Origin of the sequence: Parvibaculum sp., assembly GCF_019635935.1 — a bacterium.
Taxonomy (GTDB): Bacteria; Pseudomonadota; Alphaproteobacteria; order Parvibaculales; family Parvibaculaceae; genus Parvibaculum.
The window spans coordinates 1,732,178-1,748,085 of sequence record NZ_JAHBYN010000001.1 but is presented as its reverse complement, the minus strand read 5'-3'; the positions used below and the strand labels follow the sequence as shown (position 1 = coordinate 1,748,085).

General features: G+C 62.9%; 17 protein-coding genes. 10 read left to right on the top strand and 7 right to left on the bottom strand.

What is annotated here, in order from left to right; all coding sequences use genetic code 11:
* Positions 1–85 precede the first annotated feature (85 nt).
* Entirely contained in the window at positions 86–1,594 is a 1,509-nt protein-coding gene (locus KF719_RS08730) for an NAD(P)/FAD-dependent oxidoreductase (protein WP_293508330.1), read from the top strand.
* Positions 1,595–1,664: 70 nt separating this feature from the next.
* On the opposite strand, the gene KF719_RS08725 is transcribed toward KF719_RS08730, so the two are convergent.
* Positions 1,665–2,921 carry a cytochrome P450 gene (locus tag KF719_RS08725; protein ID WP_293508329.1) on the bottom strand — a complete coding sequence of 419 codons (1,257 nt, stop codon included), beginning with the start codon at positions 2,919–2,921 and terminating at the stop codon, positions 1,665–1,667.
* A 282-nt stretch (positions 2,922–3,203) separates the two neighbouring features.
* Here KF719_RS08725 and KF719_RS08720 point away from each other — a divergent pair, with 282 nt between their 5' ends.
* From KF719_RS08720 to KF719_RS08710, 3 genes are all read left to right on the top strand, one after another.
* Positions 3,204–4,376, top strand: a complete 1,173-nt coding sequence (locus KF719_RS08720; protein WP_293508328.1) for an acetyl-CoA C-acetyltransferase — start codon at positions 3,204–3,206, stop codon at positions 4,374–4,376.
* A 114-nt stretch (positions 4,377–4,490) separates the two neighbouring features.
* Positions 4,491–5,228 (top strand): DUF1003 domain-containing protein, encoded by a 738-nt coding sequence (locus KF719_RS08715; RefSeq protein ID WP_293508327.1) that lies wholly within the window; start codon positions 4,491–4,493, stop codon positions 5,226–5,228.
* A gap of 142 nt (positions 5,229–5,370) precedes the next feature.
* On the top strand, positions 5,371–6,099 hold the full coding sequence (locus tag KF719_RS08710; protein WP_293508326.1) for a MerR family transcriptional regulator: 729 nt from the start codon (positions 5,371–5,373) through the stop codon (positions 6,097–6,099).
* A gap of 6 nt (positions 6,100–6,105) precedes the next feature.
* Here the strand turns inward: KF719_RS08710 and KF719_RS08705 are convergent, their stop codons facing one another.
* The 4 genes from KF719_RS08705 to KF719_RS08690 form a co-directional block, all read right to left on the bottom strand.
* Positions 6,106–7,194: an ABC transporter ATP-binding protein gene (locus KF719_RS08705; RefSeq protein WP_293508325.1), complete on the bottom strand. Its 1,089-nt coding sequence runs from the start codon at positions 7,192–7,194 to the stop codon at positions 6,106–6,108.
* Positions 7,195–7,221: 27 nt separating this feature from the next.
* On the bottom strand, positions 7,222–8,076 hold the full coding sequence (locus tag KF719_RS08700; RefSeq protein ID WP_293508324.1) for an ABC transporter permease: 855 nt from the start codon (positions 8,074–8,076) through the stop codon (positions 7,222–7,224).
* A complete protein-coding gene (locus KF719_RS08695; protein ID WP_293508323.1) occupies positions 8,073–8,990 on the bottom strand; it encodes an ABC transporter permease in 918 nt (305 codons plus the stop codon). Before KF719_RS08695 ends, KF719_RS08700 begins: the two co-directional genes overlap by 4 nt.
* Before the next feature lie 170 nt (positions 8,991–9,160).
* Positions 9,161–10,252 (bottom strand): spermidine/putrescine ABC transporter substrate-binding protein, encoded by a 1,092-nt coding sequence (locus KF719_RS08690; protein ID WP_293508322.1) that lies wholly within the window; start codon positions 10,250–10,252, stop codon positions 9,161–9,163.
* A gap of 383 nt (positions 10,253–10,635) precedes the next feature.
* Between KF719_RS08690 and KF719_RS08685 the strand changes: the two genes are divergently transcribed.
* On the top strand, positions 10,636–11,322 hold the full coding sequence (locus tag KF719_RS08685) for a glutathione S-transferase N-terminal domain-containing protein (protein WP_293508321.1): 687 nt from the start codon (positions 10,636–10,638) through the stop codon (positions 11,320–11,322).
* 69 nt (positions 11,323–11,391) lie between these two features.
* Positions 11,392–11,745: an endonuclease domain-containing protein gene (locus KF719_RS08680; protein WP_293508320.1), complete on the top strand. Its 354-nt coding sequence runs from the start codon at positions 11,392–11,394 to the stop codon at positions 11,743–11,745.
* Positions 11,746–11,910: 165 nt separating this feature from the next.
* Here the strand turns inward: KF719_RS08680 and KF719_RS08675 are convergent, their stop codons facing one another.
* Entirely contained in the window at positions 11,911–12,159 is a 249-nt protein-coding gene (locus KF719_RS08675; protein WP_293508319.1) for a plasmid stabilization protein, read from the bottom strand.
* A gap of 365 nt (positions 12,160–12,524) precedes the next feature.
* Here KF719_RS08675 and KF719_RS08670 point away from each other — a divergent pair, with 365 nt between their 5' ends.
* Positions 12,525–12,749: a DUF2061 domain-containing protein gene (locus KF719_RS08670; RefSeq protein WP_293508318.1), complete on the top strand. Its 225-nt coding sequence runs from the start codon at positions 12,525–12,527 to the stop codon at positions 12,747–12,749.
* Between the two features lie 3 nt (positions 12,750–12,752).
* Here the strand turns inward: KF719_RS08670 and KF719_RS08665 are convergent, their stop codons facing one another.
* Positions 12,753–13,373: a CoA pyrophosphatase gene (locus tag KF719_RS08665; protein WP_293508317.1), complete on the bottom strand. Its 621-nt coding sequence runs from the start codon at positions 13,371–13,373 to the stop codon at positions 12,753–12,755.
* Positions 13,374–13,644: 271 nt separating this feature from the next.
* Here KF719_RS08665 and ald point away from each other — a divergent pair, with 271 nt between their 5' ends.
* The 3 genes from ald to rpmF all read left to right on the top strand — a co-directional run bounded on the left by ald (position 13,645) and on the right by rpmF (position 15,895).
* Positions 13,645–14,763, top strand: a complete 1,119-nt coding sequence (gene ald / locus KF719_RS08660) for an alanine dehydrogenase (protein WP_293508316.1) — start codon at positions 13,645–13,647, stop codon at positions 14,761–14,763.
* Between the two features lie 153 nt (positions 14,764–14,916).
* On the top strand, positions 14,917–15,531 hold the full coding sequence (locus KF719_RS08655) for an SPOR domain-containing protein (protein ID WP_293508315.1): 615 nt from the start codon (positions 14,917–14,919) through the stop codon (positions 15,529–15,531).
* Between the two features lie 181 nt (positions 15,532–15,712).
* On the top strand, positions 15,713–15,895 hold the full coding sequence (rpmF, locus tag KF719_RS08650) for a 50S ribosomal protein L32 (RefSeq protein ID WP_293508314.1): 183 nt from the start codon (positions 15,713–15,715) through the stop codon (positions 15,893–15,895).
* Positions 15,896–15,908: the final 13 nt, after the last annotated feature.

Below are 15,908 nucleotides of genomic sequence, written 5' to 3'. Positions count from 1 at the left end.
AGATTTCGGAGGGCCAGAATAGAAAGATCGAAATAGGGAAAATCCGGCGCCATCCAGAAGCGCCGGCCAGGGAAAGAGACGGGAAATGCCAGACACAGCAACGCTTACCAGACCGGCTCCGGCCGCCTCGCAACACGCCGAGCATTTCGATGTGCTGATCGTCGGTGCGGGCATCTCGGGCATCGGCTCGGCCTATCATCTCCAGCAGCAGAGCCCGGACAAGAGCTTCGTCATTCTCGAAACGCTCGAGACCTTCGGCGGTACTTGGCACACGCATCGCTATCCGGGCATCCGCTCCGACAGCGACCTCTATACGTTCGGCTACCGCTTCAAGCCCTGGACGGGCGACCCCATCGCGTCGGCCGACAAGATTCTGAAATACATGGAAGAGGTGATCGAGGAGAACGATCTCAACCGCCACATCCGCTACGGCCACAAAATCGTCTCGGCCGACTGGTCGGCGAAGGATGCGCTCTGGACCGTCCATGCGGTGCGCGTCGACACCGGCGAGGAGCGCCGCTTCACCACCAGCTTCCTCTGGATGTGCCAGGGCTATTACCGCCACGATCAGGGCTACACGCCCGAATGGCCGGACATGGAGAAGTTCAAGGGCCGGATCGTCCATCCGCAAACCTGGCCCGAAGACCTCGATCTCAAGGGCAAGAACGTTCTGGTCATCGGCTCCGGGGCGACGGCCGCGACGCTGGTTCCCGCCATCGCCGGCGATTGCGCGCATGTGACGCTCTTGCAGCGTTCGCCGACCTATTTCATTCCCGGCCGCAACGCCAACGAGCTTGCCGACCGTCTGCGCGAGCTTCATATCGACGAGGAATGGATCCACGAGATCACGCGCAAGGAAATCCTGCACAATCAGGCCGAGTTCACCCGGCGTTCCTTCGAGGAGCCGGAAGAGGTGCGCAAGGAACTGCTCGACGCCGTGAAGCTCTTCCTGCCGGAAGATTTCGTCGAGAAGCACTTCACGCCGCGCTACCGCCCGTGGCGGCAACGCATCGCCTTCGTGCCGGACGGCGACATCTTTCAGGGCATCGCATCGGGCAAGGCCTCGGTCGAAACGGACGAGATCGAACGCTTCACCGAAAAGGGCATCCTGCTCAAATCCGGCAAGGAACTTGAAGCCGACATCATCATCACGGCGACGGGCTTTCATCTCTCCGTTCTCGGCGACATCGCGTTCAGCAAGGAGGGCGAGCCCATCGACTTCGCCGACACCGTCACCTGGCGCGGCATGATGTTCACCGGCGTGCCGAACATGGCCTGGGTTTTCGGCTATTTCCGCGCGAGCTGGACGCTCCGTGTCGATCTGATGGGCGATTTCGTCTGCCGCTTGCTCAACCACATGGGCAGCCATCAGGCGAAGTCCGTGACGGTCGAAATCCCGGAGAAGGACAAGAACATGAAGCTCCTGCCCTGGATCGACCCGGAAAACTTCAATCCGGGCTATCTGATGCGCAGCATGCATCTCCTGCCGAAGCGCGGCGACAAATACGAGTGGCAGCACACGCAGGATTACTGGCGCGAAAAGGATGAACTTCCGGCCATCGACCTCGACGGCGACGAATTCGTCTACGCGTAAGGCGCGGCCTCACGGCAAACAAAAAAGGCGGCTCTCGCGAGCCGCCTTTTTCTTTCTCTTGTTTGCTCCCTCACGCCGCCTTGCGCTTCATCGAATAGCGCACGGGAAGCCGCTTCAGCCCGGAAACGAAGCTTGCCTCCACCCAGGCCGGGTCGCCCGCGAGTTCGATATGGTCGAGCCGCGCGAGCAGCTCCTTGTAGAGGGCGCGGATTTCCATTTTCGCCAGATGCTGGCCGAGGCAGAGATGCGCGCCATAGCCGAAGGCGAGATGCTTGTTGGGTGAGCGTTCGATCTTGAAGGCGAAGGGATCGTCGAAGGCGTCCTCGTCTCGATTGGCCGACCAGTAGCACATCAGCAGGTTGTCGCCCGCCTTGATCTTCTGCCCGCGCAATTCGTAGTCGACGGCGGCGGTGCGGAAGAAATGTTTCACCGGCGTCGTCCAGCGGATCATTTCGTCGATGGCGCCGTTCAGCAGTCCTTCTGGATTGGCGCGCAGCTTGGCGAATTCTTCCGGGTTCTGCATCAGCGCCAGCAGCCCGCCGGCCGCCGTCGAGCTTGTCGTGTCGTGGCCGGCGGTGGCGACGATGATGTAATAGGAAATCGCTTCCAGATGGCCGATGGGCTGACCGTCGATGGTCGCATTGGCGATCACGGTCGCCACATCGTCTTTCGGGTTCTTGCGGCGGTCCTCGGTCATCGCGGTGAAGTAGTTGAAGAACTCGGTCACCGTGTTCACCGTCTCGGTCGCGTCCGGCCGCTTCATGTCGGGGTCGGTCGAGCCGAACAGCTCCTGCGTCAGCTTCAGCATGATCGGTTCGTCTTCCGCCGGCACGCCAAGCACCGTCATGATGACGCGAAGCGGATACCAGACCGCGACGTCGGCGACGAAGTCGCATTCGCCGCCTTTCGCTTCCAGGCGGTCGACATATTTTTCCGCCAGCGCATCGACGCGGGCCGAAATCGCCTTCAGGTTCGGCGGCATGAACCAGGCCTGCGTCAGCCCGCGATAATTGCGGTGATCGGGATTGTCCATGTCGACCAGCGAGCGGATCAGCTTCGAATTGCCGCCGGTGAACTTCCGTACCTCTTCCTCAAGCTCGATCGACTGCAGCGTCAGGCGCGGATCGTTGAGGAATTTGTCGTTCTGCCGCTCGACTTCCATGATGTCGGCATGTTTCGACACGGTCCAGAAGGGGCGAAAGCCGTCCGGCTCCGTCCAGCGCACCGGCTCTTCCTTGCGCAGTTGCGTGAACAGCCTGTGGAACGCGTCGACATGCGCATAGGTCTTCGGGTTGACGATCGCATTGTCGATGCTCTTGTCGGTCATGTCCGTCCTCCTCCGCCGTCTCCGGCCTGTTCCTTTTTCGCGGCTCGCGGTGCGTTTCCGCTCAGCGCCGCCGAATGCCGCCGTGACGTTGCGTAAAGCGCTAAATCGTTGCGGCACAAGGCTTTCCGCTAACTCTGCGCGGAGTTTTGGCGGCTTGCAAGCGCCGCGTTTCCGGCTGGACAAGGCCCATTGCATGGTCAAGATGGCGGCCAGATATATGTGTCATCGGCAATCGGGACCGCGCGCGTCGCGCGGGGCCCGCATGTTTCAAGGAGAATTCTCATGGCGGAAGCCTATATCGTTGCCGCGGCGCGCACCGCGGGCGGCCGCAAGGGCGGCAGGTTGAAGGACTGGCACCCGGCCGATCTCGGCGGCAAGGTCATCGACGACCTGATCGCGCGCACCGGCGCCGATCCGGAACTGGTCGAAGACGTGATCGTCGGCTGCGTCGATCAGGCGGGCGAGCAGGGCATGAACATCGCGCGCAATGCGGTGCTGGCCTCGAAGTTGCCTGAAAGCGTTCCGGCGACCTCGGTCGACCGTCAGTGCGGTTCCTCGCAGCAGGCGCTGCATTTCGGCGCGCAGGCCGTCATGTCGGGCGCGATGGATGTGGTCATTGCGGCCGGCATCGAAAGCATGACGCGCGTGCCGATGGGCATGCCGATCTCGCTGCCGTTCAAGAACGGCTTCGGCATCTACAAGAGCCCCAACATCGAGGCGCGCTATCCGAACATCCAGTTCAGCCAGTTCGCCGGCGCCGAAATGATGGCGAAGAAATACGGTCTGACGAAGGACCAGCTCGACGAATATGCCTACAACAGCCACCAGAAGGCGATTGCCGCCACACAGGCCGGCCTTTTCGATGCCGAAATCGTACCGCTCGAAGTGACGCTGGAAGACGGCACCAAGGAAATGCACAAGGTCGACGAGGGCATCCGCTTCGACGCCAATCTCGACGCCATCAAGAGCGTCAAGCTGCTGGTCGAAGGCGGCGCGATCACGGCGGCGTCCTCCTCGCAGATCTGCGACGGCGCGTCGGGCGTCATGATCGTCAACGAAAAGGGCCTGAAGGCGCTCGGCGTCGAGCCGCTCGCCCGCATCCACCACATGACCGTCGTCGGCGGCGATCCCGTCATCATGCTGGAAGCGCCGCTTCCCGGCACCGAGCGGGCGCTGAAAAAGGCCGGCATGAAGATCGACGACATCGACCTCTACGAAGTCAACGAAGCCTTCGCCTCGGTGCCGACCGCCTGGTTGCAGGTGCTGGGCGCCGATCCCGACAGGCTCAACGTGCATGGCGGCGCGATCTCGCTCGGCCATCCGCTCGGCGCGTCGGGCACCAAGCTGATGACGACGCTGGTCCATGCGCTGAAGGCGAAGAGCAAGCGTTACGGCTTGCAGACCATGTGCGAAGGCGGCGGGCTGGCCAACGTGACCATCGTCGAGCGCCTCTGAGCCTCGACCGGGTCGATATGGGGGGCGGCGCATCGATGCGCCGCCCCTTTTTTCATGCACCTTTTCCCGCGCGGCTTTGCTTATAATCCGGCCGGAAGGGCAAGGAGAAAAGCCATGTCGATCTCACACGAGGCGGAGCGGAACGGGCGCCATGTCTGCATCATTTGCGGGCCGTCGCACCGGCGCAGCAATCTCGTGCCGCTGTCCTCGATCCGGGAACCGATCCTTGCGCTGATCCGTGCCGATCGCGGCGAATTTCCGGCGGATGCGCGGATCTGCCGCGACCATCTCAACACCTATCGCGATCTCTATATCCGCCGCGCCATTGAGGCCGACAAGGGCCAGCTTGACGAACTCGAAACCGAAGTGCTCCGCAGCTTGAAGGAGAACGACATTCTTGCCGAGAATGCCGAAGAGGTTTTCGAGGGCGGGTTGACCTTCGGCGAACGGCTGTCGGACACGATTGCAAGTTTCGGCGGCAGCTGGAGATTCATCATCGCTTTCGGCGTTGTCCTCGCATGCTGGATCGCGCTCAATATCGTTGGTCTCCTTGCCCGGCCTTTCGATCCTTACCCCTTCATCCTGCTCAATCTGGTTCTTTCCTGCCTCGCGGCGCTGCAGGCGCCCATCATCATGATGAGCCAGAACCGCCAGGAGGCGCGCGATCGCATCCGCTCCAAGAACGACTACAAGGTCAATCTCAAGGCCGAACTCGAGATCCGCCACCTGCACGAGAAGCTCGATCACCTGCTGATCCATCAGTGGCAGCGGCTGATGGAAATCCAGCAGATTCAGGTCGAGCTGATGAACGAAATCGCCCGTGGCGGGCCGTCGCGGCGCGGGGATGGCTGACGCGCGCGGCGGGATCGGCGCTTCCGGTCCCGAATTCGTGCCGCGTATTCGTGCTACGTATTTTTGGAACGACTCTGCTAGACTTGATTCCAAGCCGTGACGCAATCGGGGCGAACGGCGCCATGACAACGAAGCCGAATCCATGAAGATGAAGGAACTCGAGGCCGCGACGGGCATCGGCCGCGAAACCATCCGCTACTACATCCGCGAAGGCCTGCTGCCCGAGCCGGTGCGGCCGAAGCGCAATGTCGCCACCTATGGGCGCGAGCACGTCAAGCGGCTCAACCTGATCCGCCGCTTGCAGCATGAGCGGCATTTGCCTTTGTCGGTCATCAAGGCCGTCGTGACGTCGGAAACCGGCGAGCCGGCGGGCGGATTCGAATCGCTGATCGGGCTCGAAGTGGCAATGGGGCCGCTCCTCAATGACGGCCGCAATCTTGCGCCGAAAACGCTTGCCGGCGTGGCGCGCGACACCGGCCTCACCGCCGACGAAATCCGGAAGTTCGCCGAAATCGGCCTCATCCATATCGACAGTCGCGACGGGGCTGAGTGGCTCAACCAGCGCAATGTTCGCATCATGGAAATCATCGCGCAGACCCGCGCCGAAGGCTTCACGCCCGAGATCGGCTACACGGCCGAGAGCTACGGCATCTATCCGCAGATGATCGAGCTCCTGGCGCGGCGCGCCGTTGTCGGCTTCTATTCGCGCCTCGGCGACAAGCTCGACCAGCCGGCCGCCGCCAAACTCGCGGTCAACGGCATCCGCACCTTGAGCGAAATGGTGCCGCTGATGCTGATTGAAAAGATCGTCCGCGAAGTCGAGAAGATCAGCGCCAGCGGCGTCCTGCCGACAGCCGAAGACGATGTGTGAGGGGGTTCAGTCCCCGAGCACCAGCGTGTCGGCCTTGCGCCAGTAGATCCAGTATTCCTCGCCGGCCTTGAAGGTGAACTCCTCGACATCGCTGGTGACGTTGGAGATGTCGGCCTGCAATGGTGCGGGCAGGCCGATGTCGAAGAAGACGTTCGAGTAGCTGCCGAAATAGGCCACTTCGCCGACCTTGCCCCTGATGGCGATGACGCCGGGATCGGTCGGCTGCTTGTCGGCGACGAAAATCTTTTCCGGCCTGACCGCCAGCGCCACCTTGCCTTCCGCCGTTCCCTTCAGCGTCACCTCGCCGATCTTCGGCGCGCTGACCTTTACCTCGCCTTCGCCGGCGCGCGTCGCGGTTGCGTCGATCAGGTTGATCTTGCCAATGAAGTCGGCGACGAAGCGGCTGGCCGGGGCTTCGTAGAGGCCGGTCGGCGGCGCCACCTGCTGCACCTTGCCCTGGTTCATCACCGCGATGCGGTTGGCCATCGACAGGGCTTCCGACTGGTCATGCGTCACGATGACGAAGGTGATGCCGACGGTCTTTTGCAGCCGCACCAGTTCGAGCTGCATCGCCTCGCGCAGTTTCGCGTCGAGCGCCGACAGCGGTTCGTCGAGCAGCAGCACCGAGGGGCGCTTCACAAGCGCGCGGGCGAGCGCGACGCGCTGGCGCTGGCCGCCCGACATTTCGTCGGGCATGCGCTTGCCGAGGCCGCCGAGCTTCACCAGCTCCAGCGCTTCAGCGACGCGCTTTTTTATTTCGCCGGACGGACGGCGGTCCATCTTCAAGCCATAGGCGACGTTCTGTTCGACCGACATATGCGGAAACACCGCATAGGACTGGAACACCATGTTGACCGGGCGCTTGTTGGGCTGGACCTTGGCCATGTCGTGACCGTCGATAATCACCTGGCCGCCGGTCGGGACTTCGAAACCGGCCAGCATCCGCAACAGCGTGGTCTTGCCGCAGCCCGACGGTCCCAGCAGCGCGAAGAACTCGCCGCGATGAACCTCGAGGTCCACCTCGTCGACCGCCTTGACGCTGCCGCCATAGACTTTCGAGACGTTCTTGATCTGGATGATGGGTGCTTCGGACATATACTTTTCCGGTTTCGGGAAAGGGCGTTAATGGGCGGACTTGCCGATCATGTTGTTGCGGTTCTGCAGCCACAGCGCGATGGTGGTCACGACGAGCGTCAGCAGGATCAGGATGGTCGAGGCGGCGTTCACTTCCGGCGTCACCGAGAAGCGTACCATCGAGTAGATCTTGACCGGGAAGGTCACGGTGTCGGGCCCGGCGGTGAAGAAGGTGATGACGAAGTCGTCGAGCGACAGCGTGAAGGCGAGCAGCGCGCCGGCGATCAGGCCGGGCTTCATATGCGGCACCACGATGTCTCGGAAGACGCGGTACTCGCTGGCGCCGAGGTCGCGCGCGCATTCGGCGAGTTCGCGGTTGAAGTTCTCGAGCCGCGCCCGGATCACGATGGCGGCGAAGGGAAAGGCGAAGGCGATGTGGGCAATCGTGATCGAGCCGAGATTGATCGGCCAGGGCAGGCCCACCGGCCAGCCGATGCGGGCGAAGAACACCATCATCGCCACACCCATGCAGATTTCGGGAATGACGATCGGCAGCGCCATGCCGCCTTCATAGATCGCCTTGCCCGGAAAGCGGTAGCGCCACAGCACATAGGCGGTCAGCGCGCCGAGGAACGTGGCCACCACCGTCGTCATCAGCGCGATGGTCAGCGAGTTGCCGAAGGCCAGCATCAGCGAATCGTTGTTGAAGAAGCGCACGTAATAGTCGGTCGTGAAGCCGCGCCACACCACGTTGCGGCGGCTGTCGTTGAAGCTGAAGGCGATAAGGCCGAGGATCGGCGCATAGAGGAAGAACAGGGTCAGCGTGACGATAGCGCGCAGCCAGAAGCGCCGCGCATAGTCGAGCGGGCCCATCGGGTCGGGGTTGCGGCGGAAGAGCCTCATCTTTTGTCTCCCCGGCCTTCCTTGCGCATCAGCACGGCGCGGAGCGCCAGCGCAAAGAATGTTGCATACATCAAGAGGAAGCTCAGCGCCGCGCCGAAGGGCCAGTTGTTGGCCTGCTTGAACTGGCTGGCGATCACATTGGCGATCATGTAGCTGTCGGTGCCGCCCAGAAGGTCGGGCGTCAGGTACGAGCCCATCGCCGGAATGAAGGTGATGACGACACCGCTCGCGATGCCCGGCAGCGCCAGCGGCACGACGATCGAAAAGAAAGTGCGCGTATGGCCGGCGCCGAGGTCGAGGCTCGCTTCCAGATAGGAGCGGTCGAGCCGGTCGAGCGCGGCGTAGAGCGGCAGCACCATGAAAGGCAGATGCACATAGACAAGGCCGATCACGACGGCGGTGTTGTTGTAGAGCAGCTGCAAGGGCGTGAAGGGACCGATCAGCATGTTGTCGCCGAGGCCGACAAGGGAGAGCGCCCAGTCGGCATGATCGACCAGCCATTCAAGGCCCCAATTGACGAAGCCGTTGGTGCGCAAGACCGCGATCAGCGCATAGGTGCGGATCAGGAGGTTGGTCCAGAAGGGCAGGATCACCAGCAGCAGCAGCCACATCCGCATCGTCGGCTTTGCGAAGACGATGGCGATGGCGACGGGGAAGGAAACAACCAGACAGACGAAGGTCGTCGCCGCCGCCATCCAGATCGACTTCCAGAAGATGCCGAGATAGACCGGCTCCAGCGCGCGCATATATTGCTGCAGGTTCCAGTCCAGCGTGATGTCGACGACGCCGGTCTTGGTGCTGAAGCTGTAGAGCCAGATCAGCGAAAGCGGAATGATGAAGAACGTGACCAGCCAGAAGGTCGGCGGCACGATGACGGTCCAGAAGGTCCGAACCGAGTTCTTCCAGTTTTCCATATAGCCAGCCCCCCGACGGGCGAACGAATATCGAAACGCATTGGTCACACGGGCCGCGACGCCCATCCGCCGAAAATATCATGCGCCGCAATCGGCCGGAAATACAGATGTCATGCGCGATGCGGATAAGAAAAAGGGCGGGCAGTTTCCTGCCCGCCCCGGCGCCGCCCTCAGGCGGCGTTGATCTTGGTGCAGAGGTCTTCGCGCATCTGCGTGACGTCCTCGCCCAGATATTCGGCAAATTCCGACACGGCGATCACGTCGTCCGGCGGGAAGATGTCCTCGTTCGACTTGTAGTCGTCGTCCATCAGCTCGAAACCGGCCTTGTTGGCGGTCGCGTACTGGATGTAGTCGGTGATCAGCTGGTTGGGCTCGGCCTCATGGATGTAGTTGATCAGCGCATGGGCGTTGTCGACATTCGCCGCGTTGGCGGGGATCGCCATCACGTCTTCCCACAGGATGCCGCCTTCCTTCGGAATGACGTAGTCGACATCGTCGTCTTCCGTCATCAGCTGCACGATGTCGCCGTTATATTCCATCGTCAGGTCGACTTCGCCGGCCGCCAGCAGGTCCTGGCCGTTATCCTCGGCAAAGGCCTTGATGTGCTTCTTCTGCTTGATGATCAGCTCGGCCGCCGCCTCGTTCTCGGCCTTGTCGGTCGAGTTCAGCGAGTAGCCGAGATATTTCAGCGCGCAGCCGAGCATCGTGCCGCAATCGGAAAGCAGCGCGATCTTGTTGGAATATTCGTCGCTGTCATAGAGATATTTCCAGCTGTTCGGCTCGCTGCTGACCGCCGACTTGCGGTAGCCGATGCCGACCGTGCCCCACATATAGGGCAGCGAATATTTGCGGCCCGGATCGAAGGGCTCGTCCATGAAGCGCGGGAAGATGTTCGAAATGTTCGGGATCTTCGAATGGTCGAGTTCCTGCAACATGTTGGCCGCGACCATGCGGGGCAGCCAGTCGTTCGACGGCATGATGACGTCATAGGCGACATTGCCGCCGCGCATCTTTGCGAACAGCTCCGACACGTCGGCAAAGGTGTCGACCGTCACGCGAATGCCGGTTTCGGCGGAGAAGTCGTCCAGCGTCGTTTCGCCGATATAGGTGTCCCAATTGGCGAACACCACGTTGCCCGCGCCCTGGGCGCGCGCGAATTTGGGCATCGCGGTCAGGCTGATGCCGACCGCGGCCGTTCCCGTCATGAACTGCCGGCGCGAAAGCGCCTTGATCAGTCCGGCCATGCCTTTTCTGCGATTCATGCTTGTCGTCCTCCGGTTTTCCATTGCTGGCGGTTGCCGCATCTGGCGTCGTGCCGCTCTTTCGGTGTCTGGACCCCTCCCCGCCGGATTGGCGCGGGGGTCCCGCGTCCGTTGGGTTAATCAGTGTTCATCGGTTTTCCGGCCAGTGCAAGCAAAGCCGGGTCATTTCGCACCGGCCCAAGTGCCGGTGTCGAGAATCCTAAACAGTGGATCGTGGCCGGATCGTGGCGGCTTTCGGCGGTGCAAGATGAAAAATCGGTCATGTTCGCGCCGCCGCCCTTGCGCCCGGCCCGCCGCCACCCAAGATAGCGGTGGCTGCATCAAATGGCATATGCCATGCCGTAACTTCATCAAGCCGGCATTTCAGTGAAAGCGGAAAATCCATGATCGACCTTTACACCGCCTCGACGCCCAATGGCTGGAAAGCCTCCGTCACGCTCGAGGAGCTCGGCCTTCCTTACAATGTCCATGCCATCGCACTGCAAAAGAACGAGCAGAAGGAACCGGCTTTCCTGAAAATCAATCCCAACGGGCGCATTCCGGCGATTGTCGATCGCGACGAAGGCGATTTCGCGGTCTTCGAGTCGGGCGCGATCATGCTCTACCTTGCCGAGAAAACGGGCAGGCTGATGCCGGCCGATGCAAAGGGCCGCTCGCGCGTCGTGCAATGGCTGATGTTCCAGATGGGCGGCGTCGGTCCGATGATGGGCCAGGCCAATGTCTTCTTCCGCTACTTCCCCGAAAAAATCCAGCCCGCCATCGACCGCTACCAGAACGAATCGAAACGTCTCTTCACCGTTCTCGACGGCCACCTCGCGGACAATGAATATCTCGCCGGCGACTATTCGATCGCCGACATCGCCAACTGGTGCTGGGTGCGCACACATAAATGGTCGGGCGTCGAGATCGACGACCTGCCGCATCTCCAGCGCTGGCTCGACGCCATCGCCGCACGGCCCGCCGCGCAAAAAGGCATCGCGGTCCCCGTCGACCTCGCGGCGTTGCAGAAAGGCGATGGCGAGGAAGCGAAGAAGTTCGCGGAAGAGGCGCGGAAGATGGTGCAGCGGTAGAATTCCCTCTCCCCGTCGGGGAGAGGGAGGGAGCGCCGAAGGCGCGGAAGGGTGAGGGGGAGCCACACATTGAAGCGCCAGAACATCCCCCGCGCGCGCTCCCTGCGCGTCAGTCAGACAGACGCCGAAGCGCGCTTATGGTCGAGGCTGCGCAACCGCATGCTCGGCAACGCCAAATTCAGACGTCAGGTTCCCGTCGGTCCCTATATCGCCGACTTTCTCTGTGCCGGGCACATGCTGATCGTCGAACTCGATGGCGGTCAGCATGCGGACAATCCGGCCGATATGCGCCGTACACGTTTTCTGGAATCGAAGGGCTATCGCATCATCCGCTTCTGGAACCCCGATGTGCTGGCGAATACGGAGGGTGTGCTGGAGATGATCCTCCTCGAACTGGACAAGACCCCTCACCCTTCCCGTTGACACGGCTGACGCCGCATCAACGGGCCCCTTCCCTCTCCCCGGAGGGGAGAGGGAAAGAAAGGTCGCACTTCAATTCCCTCTCCCCAACGGGGAGAGGGAGGGAGACGCCGCAGGCGTCGGAAGGGTGAGGGGGTGTCCGGGTTCCACCACTTCCATTTGCTCAGTCTACGAATTAATCCCGGCCGACCCCCCGAATTCCCGCGACCCGCCCAGCGCCTCCAGCCGGTCGAGCAGCGCCTCGAACAGCAACGGCGGCACGTCGTAGAACTCGACGCGGTTGCGGCTCAGCACGGCCAGCGTATCGCCCTTTGCGCCGGCCAGATGGCGGACGGGGTTCTTGCGGAAATCGGTCACCGAAATGGTGCGCCGGGCGCGCATCGGCGAGATCGGGCGCGCGGTCGGATTTGGGAGCATGGGCGGTCTCCTTGCGGGGTGCGACGATGAGAGACGGCGGCGTACCGCTTCGGCGGTTTCGTGCAGGTGGTTGCACATCCGCCGTCTTCTCGCCTGTCATCTTCGCTGCCTCCCGGCCCCCGGGGACAAGTCGGGAAGGGCCGCACTTTCTTGCGTGACAGTTTTTTGACAGTTCGATGACAGTCGCGCGGTCCCGGGCCGAAACCCGCGGGAATCCGCCGATTTTCGTTTTATGACAGTTGAATGACAGTTCGATGACAGCGCCGCCCGGAAAACGGCGGAAAGCCTCGGCTTCTTGACAAGTGCCGATCTTTTCCTTAAATAAGAATAAGTCGCAAGAGCGACTGGAAACAGGAACCACGATCATGCGCGATCTCGCCAAGACCATCAGCTACGGGACGCTCCACTTCACGGTCGGCTTCGGCGTCGTCTATGCGCTGACCGGCGAAGTGACGATCGCGGCCGGCGTGGCGCTGATCGAGCCCGCGGTCAACACGGTGGTTTTCTATTTCCATGAAAAGGCATGGGCGCGCTATCCGGCGCACGCACTCAGCCGCTTCGGTCTTCGCGCGCCGCGGCAGATGGCGTAAGGACTAGCGCCAGGCCCAGACCGGCTGTTCGAGATGGGCGACGCGGGTCGTCCGTCCACGGAGCGCCACCTCGCCGAACTGCCAGAGCAGCGCCGCCGTCGGCGCGTGAATGTGATCGTCACCGATGTGAAGGCGGATCACCGGCTGGTCGCTTTCGGGGATCGACAGGAATTCCGGCGAGCCCTCGCGCGTCAGCTCGGCAAGCGCAAACGAATGGATCGAAGCAACCTCGGCCGGGTTCGGCGTCATGGCGCTTGTGTCTTCGACCCAGGTCACGACCGGCGTGATCAGATAGCCCGAACGCGTCGGGTAGTCGTCGAGTATTCCAATGACTTCCGAGGGCCTGAGCTTCAGCGCCACTTCTTCCTCGAGCTCGCGCAGCGCCGCTTCCACCGGCGTTTCGCCGGCGTCCATCCGCCCGCCCGGCAGCGCCCACTGGCCGCCATGCGCGTTGAGGCGGGCGACGCGCCGCGTCAGCAGGAAGGCGGCTTCATCCTTATGCGGTGCAATGGCGATGGCGACCGCGGCGCGCTTCAGGCCCGCGTCGTCTCGCGTCTCGCGCGGGAAGGCGGCGAGCCTTGCGGTCAGCCGCGATCTCAACGCGTCGTCGAAGCGGTGTGTCATGGCCCCGCGTTTCTAGCATGGGCGCCGGGGTATCCGGGTGTTTAAAATCCGGTGTCGGCACGCGGGCCGGCGGATTTGTTCCCGCCGCCGGAGAAGCGCAATTATCAATGAGACCAAGGCCTTGGGCGCATTTCGGGGGCCGCGCGTCCCGCGCGGCCGGTGTTTACGATCCTCGACACCCGTCCCCGATTGGCCCCCCGCCTCAGCTTGGAGTTGGCCCCGCGCGAGGCTACAATTTTTGCAAGCCCCCTCCCGCCCCCAAGAGGCCATCATGCGCATCGGCGTTCCCAAGGAAATCAAGGTCCACGAATACCGCGTCGGCATGACGCCGTCCGCCGTGCGCGAGGCGGTTCATCACGGCCACGAGGTTCTGGTGCAGCAGGGCGCGGGCGACGGCATCGGCCTTTCCGATCTGCAATACGAGGCGGCGGGCGCGAAGATCGTTGCGACGGCGCCGGAGATTTTTGCCGCCGCCGACATGATCGTGAAGGTCAAGGAGCCGCAGCCGGTGGAATGGAAGATGCTGCGCGAGGGCCAGATTCTCTTCACCTATCTGCATCTCGCACCCGATCCCGAGCAGGCGCGCGGATTGATGGAATCCGGTTGCGTCGCCATCGCCTACGAGACGGTGACGGATGCGCGCGGCGGTCTGCCGCTGCTCGCGCCGATGTCGGAGGTTGCGGGCCGCATGTCGATCCAGGCCGGCGCGCATTGCCTCGAAATCGCGCAGGGCGGGCGCGGCATGCTGCTCGGCGGCGTGCCGGGCGTGCCGGCCGCCAAGGTCGTCATTCTCGGCGGCGGCGTCGCCGGCACCAATGCGGCGCGCATGGCGATGGGGCTTGAAGCGCATGTCACCGTCATCGACATCAACCTGCACCGCCTCTACGAGCTCGACATGCAGTTCGGTCCGAGCCTCAACACGATCTATTCGACGGTCGACGCAATCGAGCAACATGTTCTGGGCGCGGATCTTGTGATCGGCGCGGTGCTGGTGCCGGGCGCCGCCGCGCCGAAGCTCGTGACCGAAGACATGGTCAAGCATATGCAGAAGGGTTCGGTGCTGGTCGATATTGCGATCGACCAGGGCGGTTGTTTCGCGACCTCGCATGCAACGACCCATGCCGATCCGACCTATGTGGCGCACGATGTCGTTCACTATTGCGTCGCCAACATGCCGGGCGCCGTGGCGCGCACCTCGACCTTCGCGCTCAACAACGCGACGCTGCCCTTCACGCTGGCGCTGGCGGACAAGGGCTACCGAAAAGCGCTTGCCGACAATCCGCATCTGATGGCCGGCCTCAATGTCCATCGCGGGCAACTGACCTACCGCGCGGTCTCCGACGCGCTGGGCGAGCCCTATCACGAGGCCGGAAGCGTGTTGGCGGCCTGATTTCAAGCCTTTGAAATTGCAGGGATATTTCCGCGGCCGGGGATAAATGTGCCAATCCGGGGCGGATTTTAAACTGCAATTAACCACGACCGGGCGAGTCTCCTCACGTGCCGGTGCGGCTGCGCGCTTCGGTGATCGAGGGGGAAGACGTCCATGTTCGACAGGGTTCAACGCGACCGTTTCTGGCTGCTGCTCGGGGCAATTCTGATTGCCCTGTTTGTGATTCAGACCGAGCGGGGCATTGCCGAACCGCACCAGGCCTCGCAATACGACCGGAGCGGCATGACGCGGCTGGTCGAGAAAACCATCGAGATTCCGGTGCATGCGGCGCAACCCGCCGCGCGGCCGCCGCTGCCGCGCCCGCAGGTCGTGCAGACCGCCTGGAACGATCCCCATGCCGATCTGATCACCGGCTCGCTTCGCGCCTCGGCGCCGCGTCCGCTCGCCCGTCCGGGCAGCAGCAGCGCCGTCACCACGGCCTCGCTCGCGGCGCCGGCCACACTGCGGCCTTCGGGCGGCCAGCGCTATTACGTGCAGCTTGGCACCTACACCGCCATCGACCGCGCCAGCCGCCGCTATTTCGACATTCTGGGCCGTGAGCCCGACCTCAGGGGCGAGGAGCGCGTTTCGATCGACAGCGCCACGGTCGGCGGCGAACAGGTCCACCGGGTCCGTATGGGCGCCTTCGACAGCGAGGCCTCCGCGCGCGCGGCTTGCGCCCGGGCCGCCGTTCCGGCCGATGAATGCGCGGTTATCCTGCTCAATTGAGGCTGGCCGATCGGGAATCCCGGCTCCTTATGGACTTTCGCGCCGGTTTCACTGTATAAGGCCCGCCAAAGGCCGTGCCCCACGGACCCCGTGTCCAAGCCGGGAGCGGCCAATCTTTTGTTTTCAAAGCCTTTTTCGTAAGGCGAGGGCCCGTTGAGGTCCCAACCGGAGCGTGAAGCCCATGGCCGTCCCCAAGAGGAAAACCACCCCGTCGAAGCGCGGCATGCGCCGTTCGGCCGATGCGCTGAAGCAGCCGGCCTATGTCGAGAACCCGGATTCGGGCGAGCTGCACCGTCCCCATCATGTCGACCTGAAGTCCGGCATGTATCGCGGCAAGCAGATCCTGAAGCCGAAGGCCGACTAAGCCTTTCACGGCA

Excerpts from the sequence above, each read along its gene's own strand:
- KF719_RS08670 (WP_293508318.1), top strand. The coding sequence starts at position 12,525 with ATGCGCGATCTCGCCAAGACCATCAGCTACGGGACGCTCCACTTCACG.
- KF719_RS08725 (WP_293508329.1), bottom strand. The coding sequence starts at position 2,921 with ATGACCGACAAGAGCATCGACAATGCGATCGTCAACCCGAAGACCTAT.
- KF719_RS08675 (WP_293508319.1), bottom strand. The coding sequence starts at position 12,159 with ATGCTCCCAAATCCGACCGCGCGCCCGATCTCGCCGATGCGCGCCCGG.
- KF719_RS08720 (WP_293508328.1), top strand. The coding sequence starts at position 3,204 with ATGGCGGAAGCCTATATCGTTGCCGCGGCGCGCACCGCGGGCGGCCGC.
- KF719_RS08715 (WP_293508327.1), top strand. The coding sequence starts at position 4,491 with ATGTCGATCTCACACGAGGCGGAGCGGAACGGGCGCCATGTCTGCATC.
- KF719_RS08705 (WP_293508325.1), bottom strand. The coding sequence starts at position 7,194 with ATGTCCGAAGCACCCATCATCCAGATCAAGAACGTCTCGAAAGTCTAT.
- KF719_RS08665 (WP_293508317.1), bottom strand. The coding sequence starts at position 13,373 with ATGACACACCGCTTCGACGACGCGTTGAGATCGCGGCTGACCGCAAGG.
- KF719_RS08710 (WP_293508326.1), top strand. The coding sequence starts at position 5,371 with ATGAAGATGAAGGAACTCGAGGCCGCGACGGGCATCGGCCGCGAAACC.
- KF719_RS08685 (WP_293508321.1), top strand. The coding sequence starts at position 10,636 with ATGATCGACCTTTACACCGCCTCGACGCCCAATGGCTGGAAAGCCTCC.
- rpmF (WP_293508314.1), top strand. The coding sequence starts at position 15,713 with ATGGCCGTCCCCAAGAGGAAAACCACCCCGTCGAAGCGCGGCATGCGC.
- KF719_RS08730 (WP_293508330.1), top strand. The coding sequence starts at position 86 with ATGCCAGACACAGCAACGCTTACCAGACCGGCTCCGGCCGCCTCGCAA.
- KF719_RS08695 (WP_293508323.1), bottom strand. The coding sequence starts at position 8,990 with ATGGAAAACTGGAAGAACTCGGTTCGGACCTTCTGGACCGTCATCGTG.
- KF719_RS08655 (WP_293508315.1), top strand. The coding sequence starts at position 14,917 with ATGTTCGACAGGGTTCAACGCGACCGTTTCTGGCTGCTGCTCGGGGCA.
- ald (WP_293508316.1), top strand. The coding sequence starts at position 13,645 with ATGCGCATCGGCGTTCCCAAGGAAATCAAGGTCCACGAATACCGCGTC.
- KF719_RS08700 (WP_293508324.1), bottom strand. The coding sequence starts at position 8,076 with ATGAGGCTCTTCCGCCGCAACCCCGACCCGATGGGCCCGCTCGACTAT.
- KF719_RS08690 (WP_293508322.1), bottom strand. The coding sequence starts at position 10,252 with ATGAATCGCAGAAAAGGCATGGCCGGACTGATCAAGGCGCTTTCGCGC.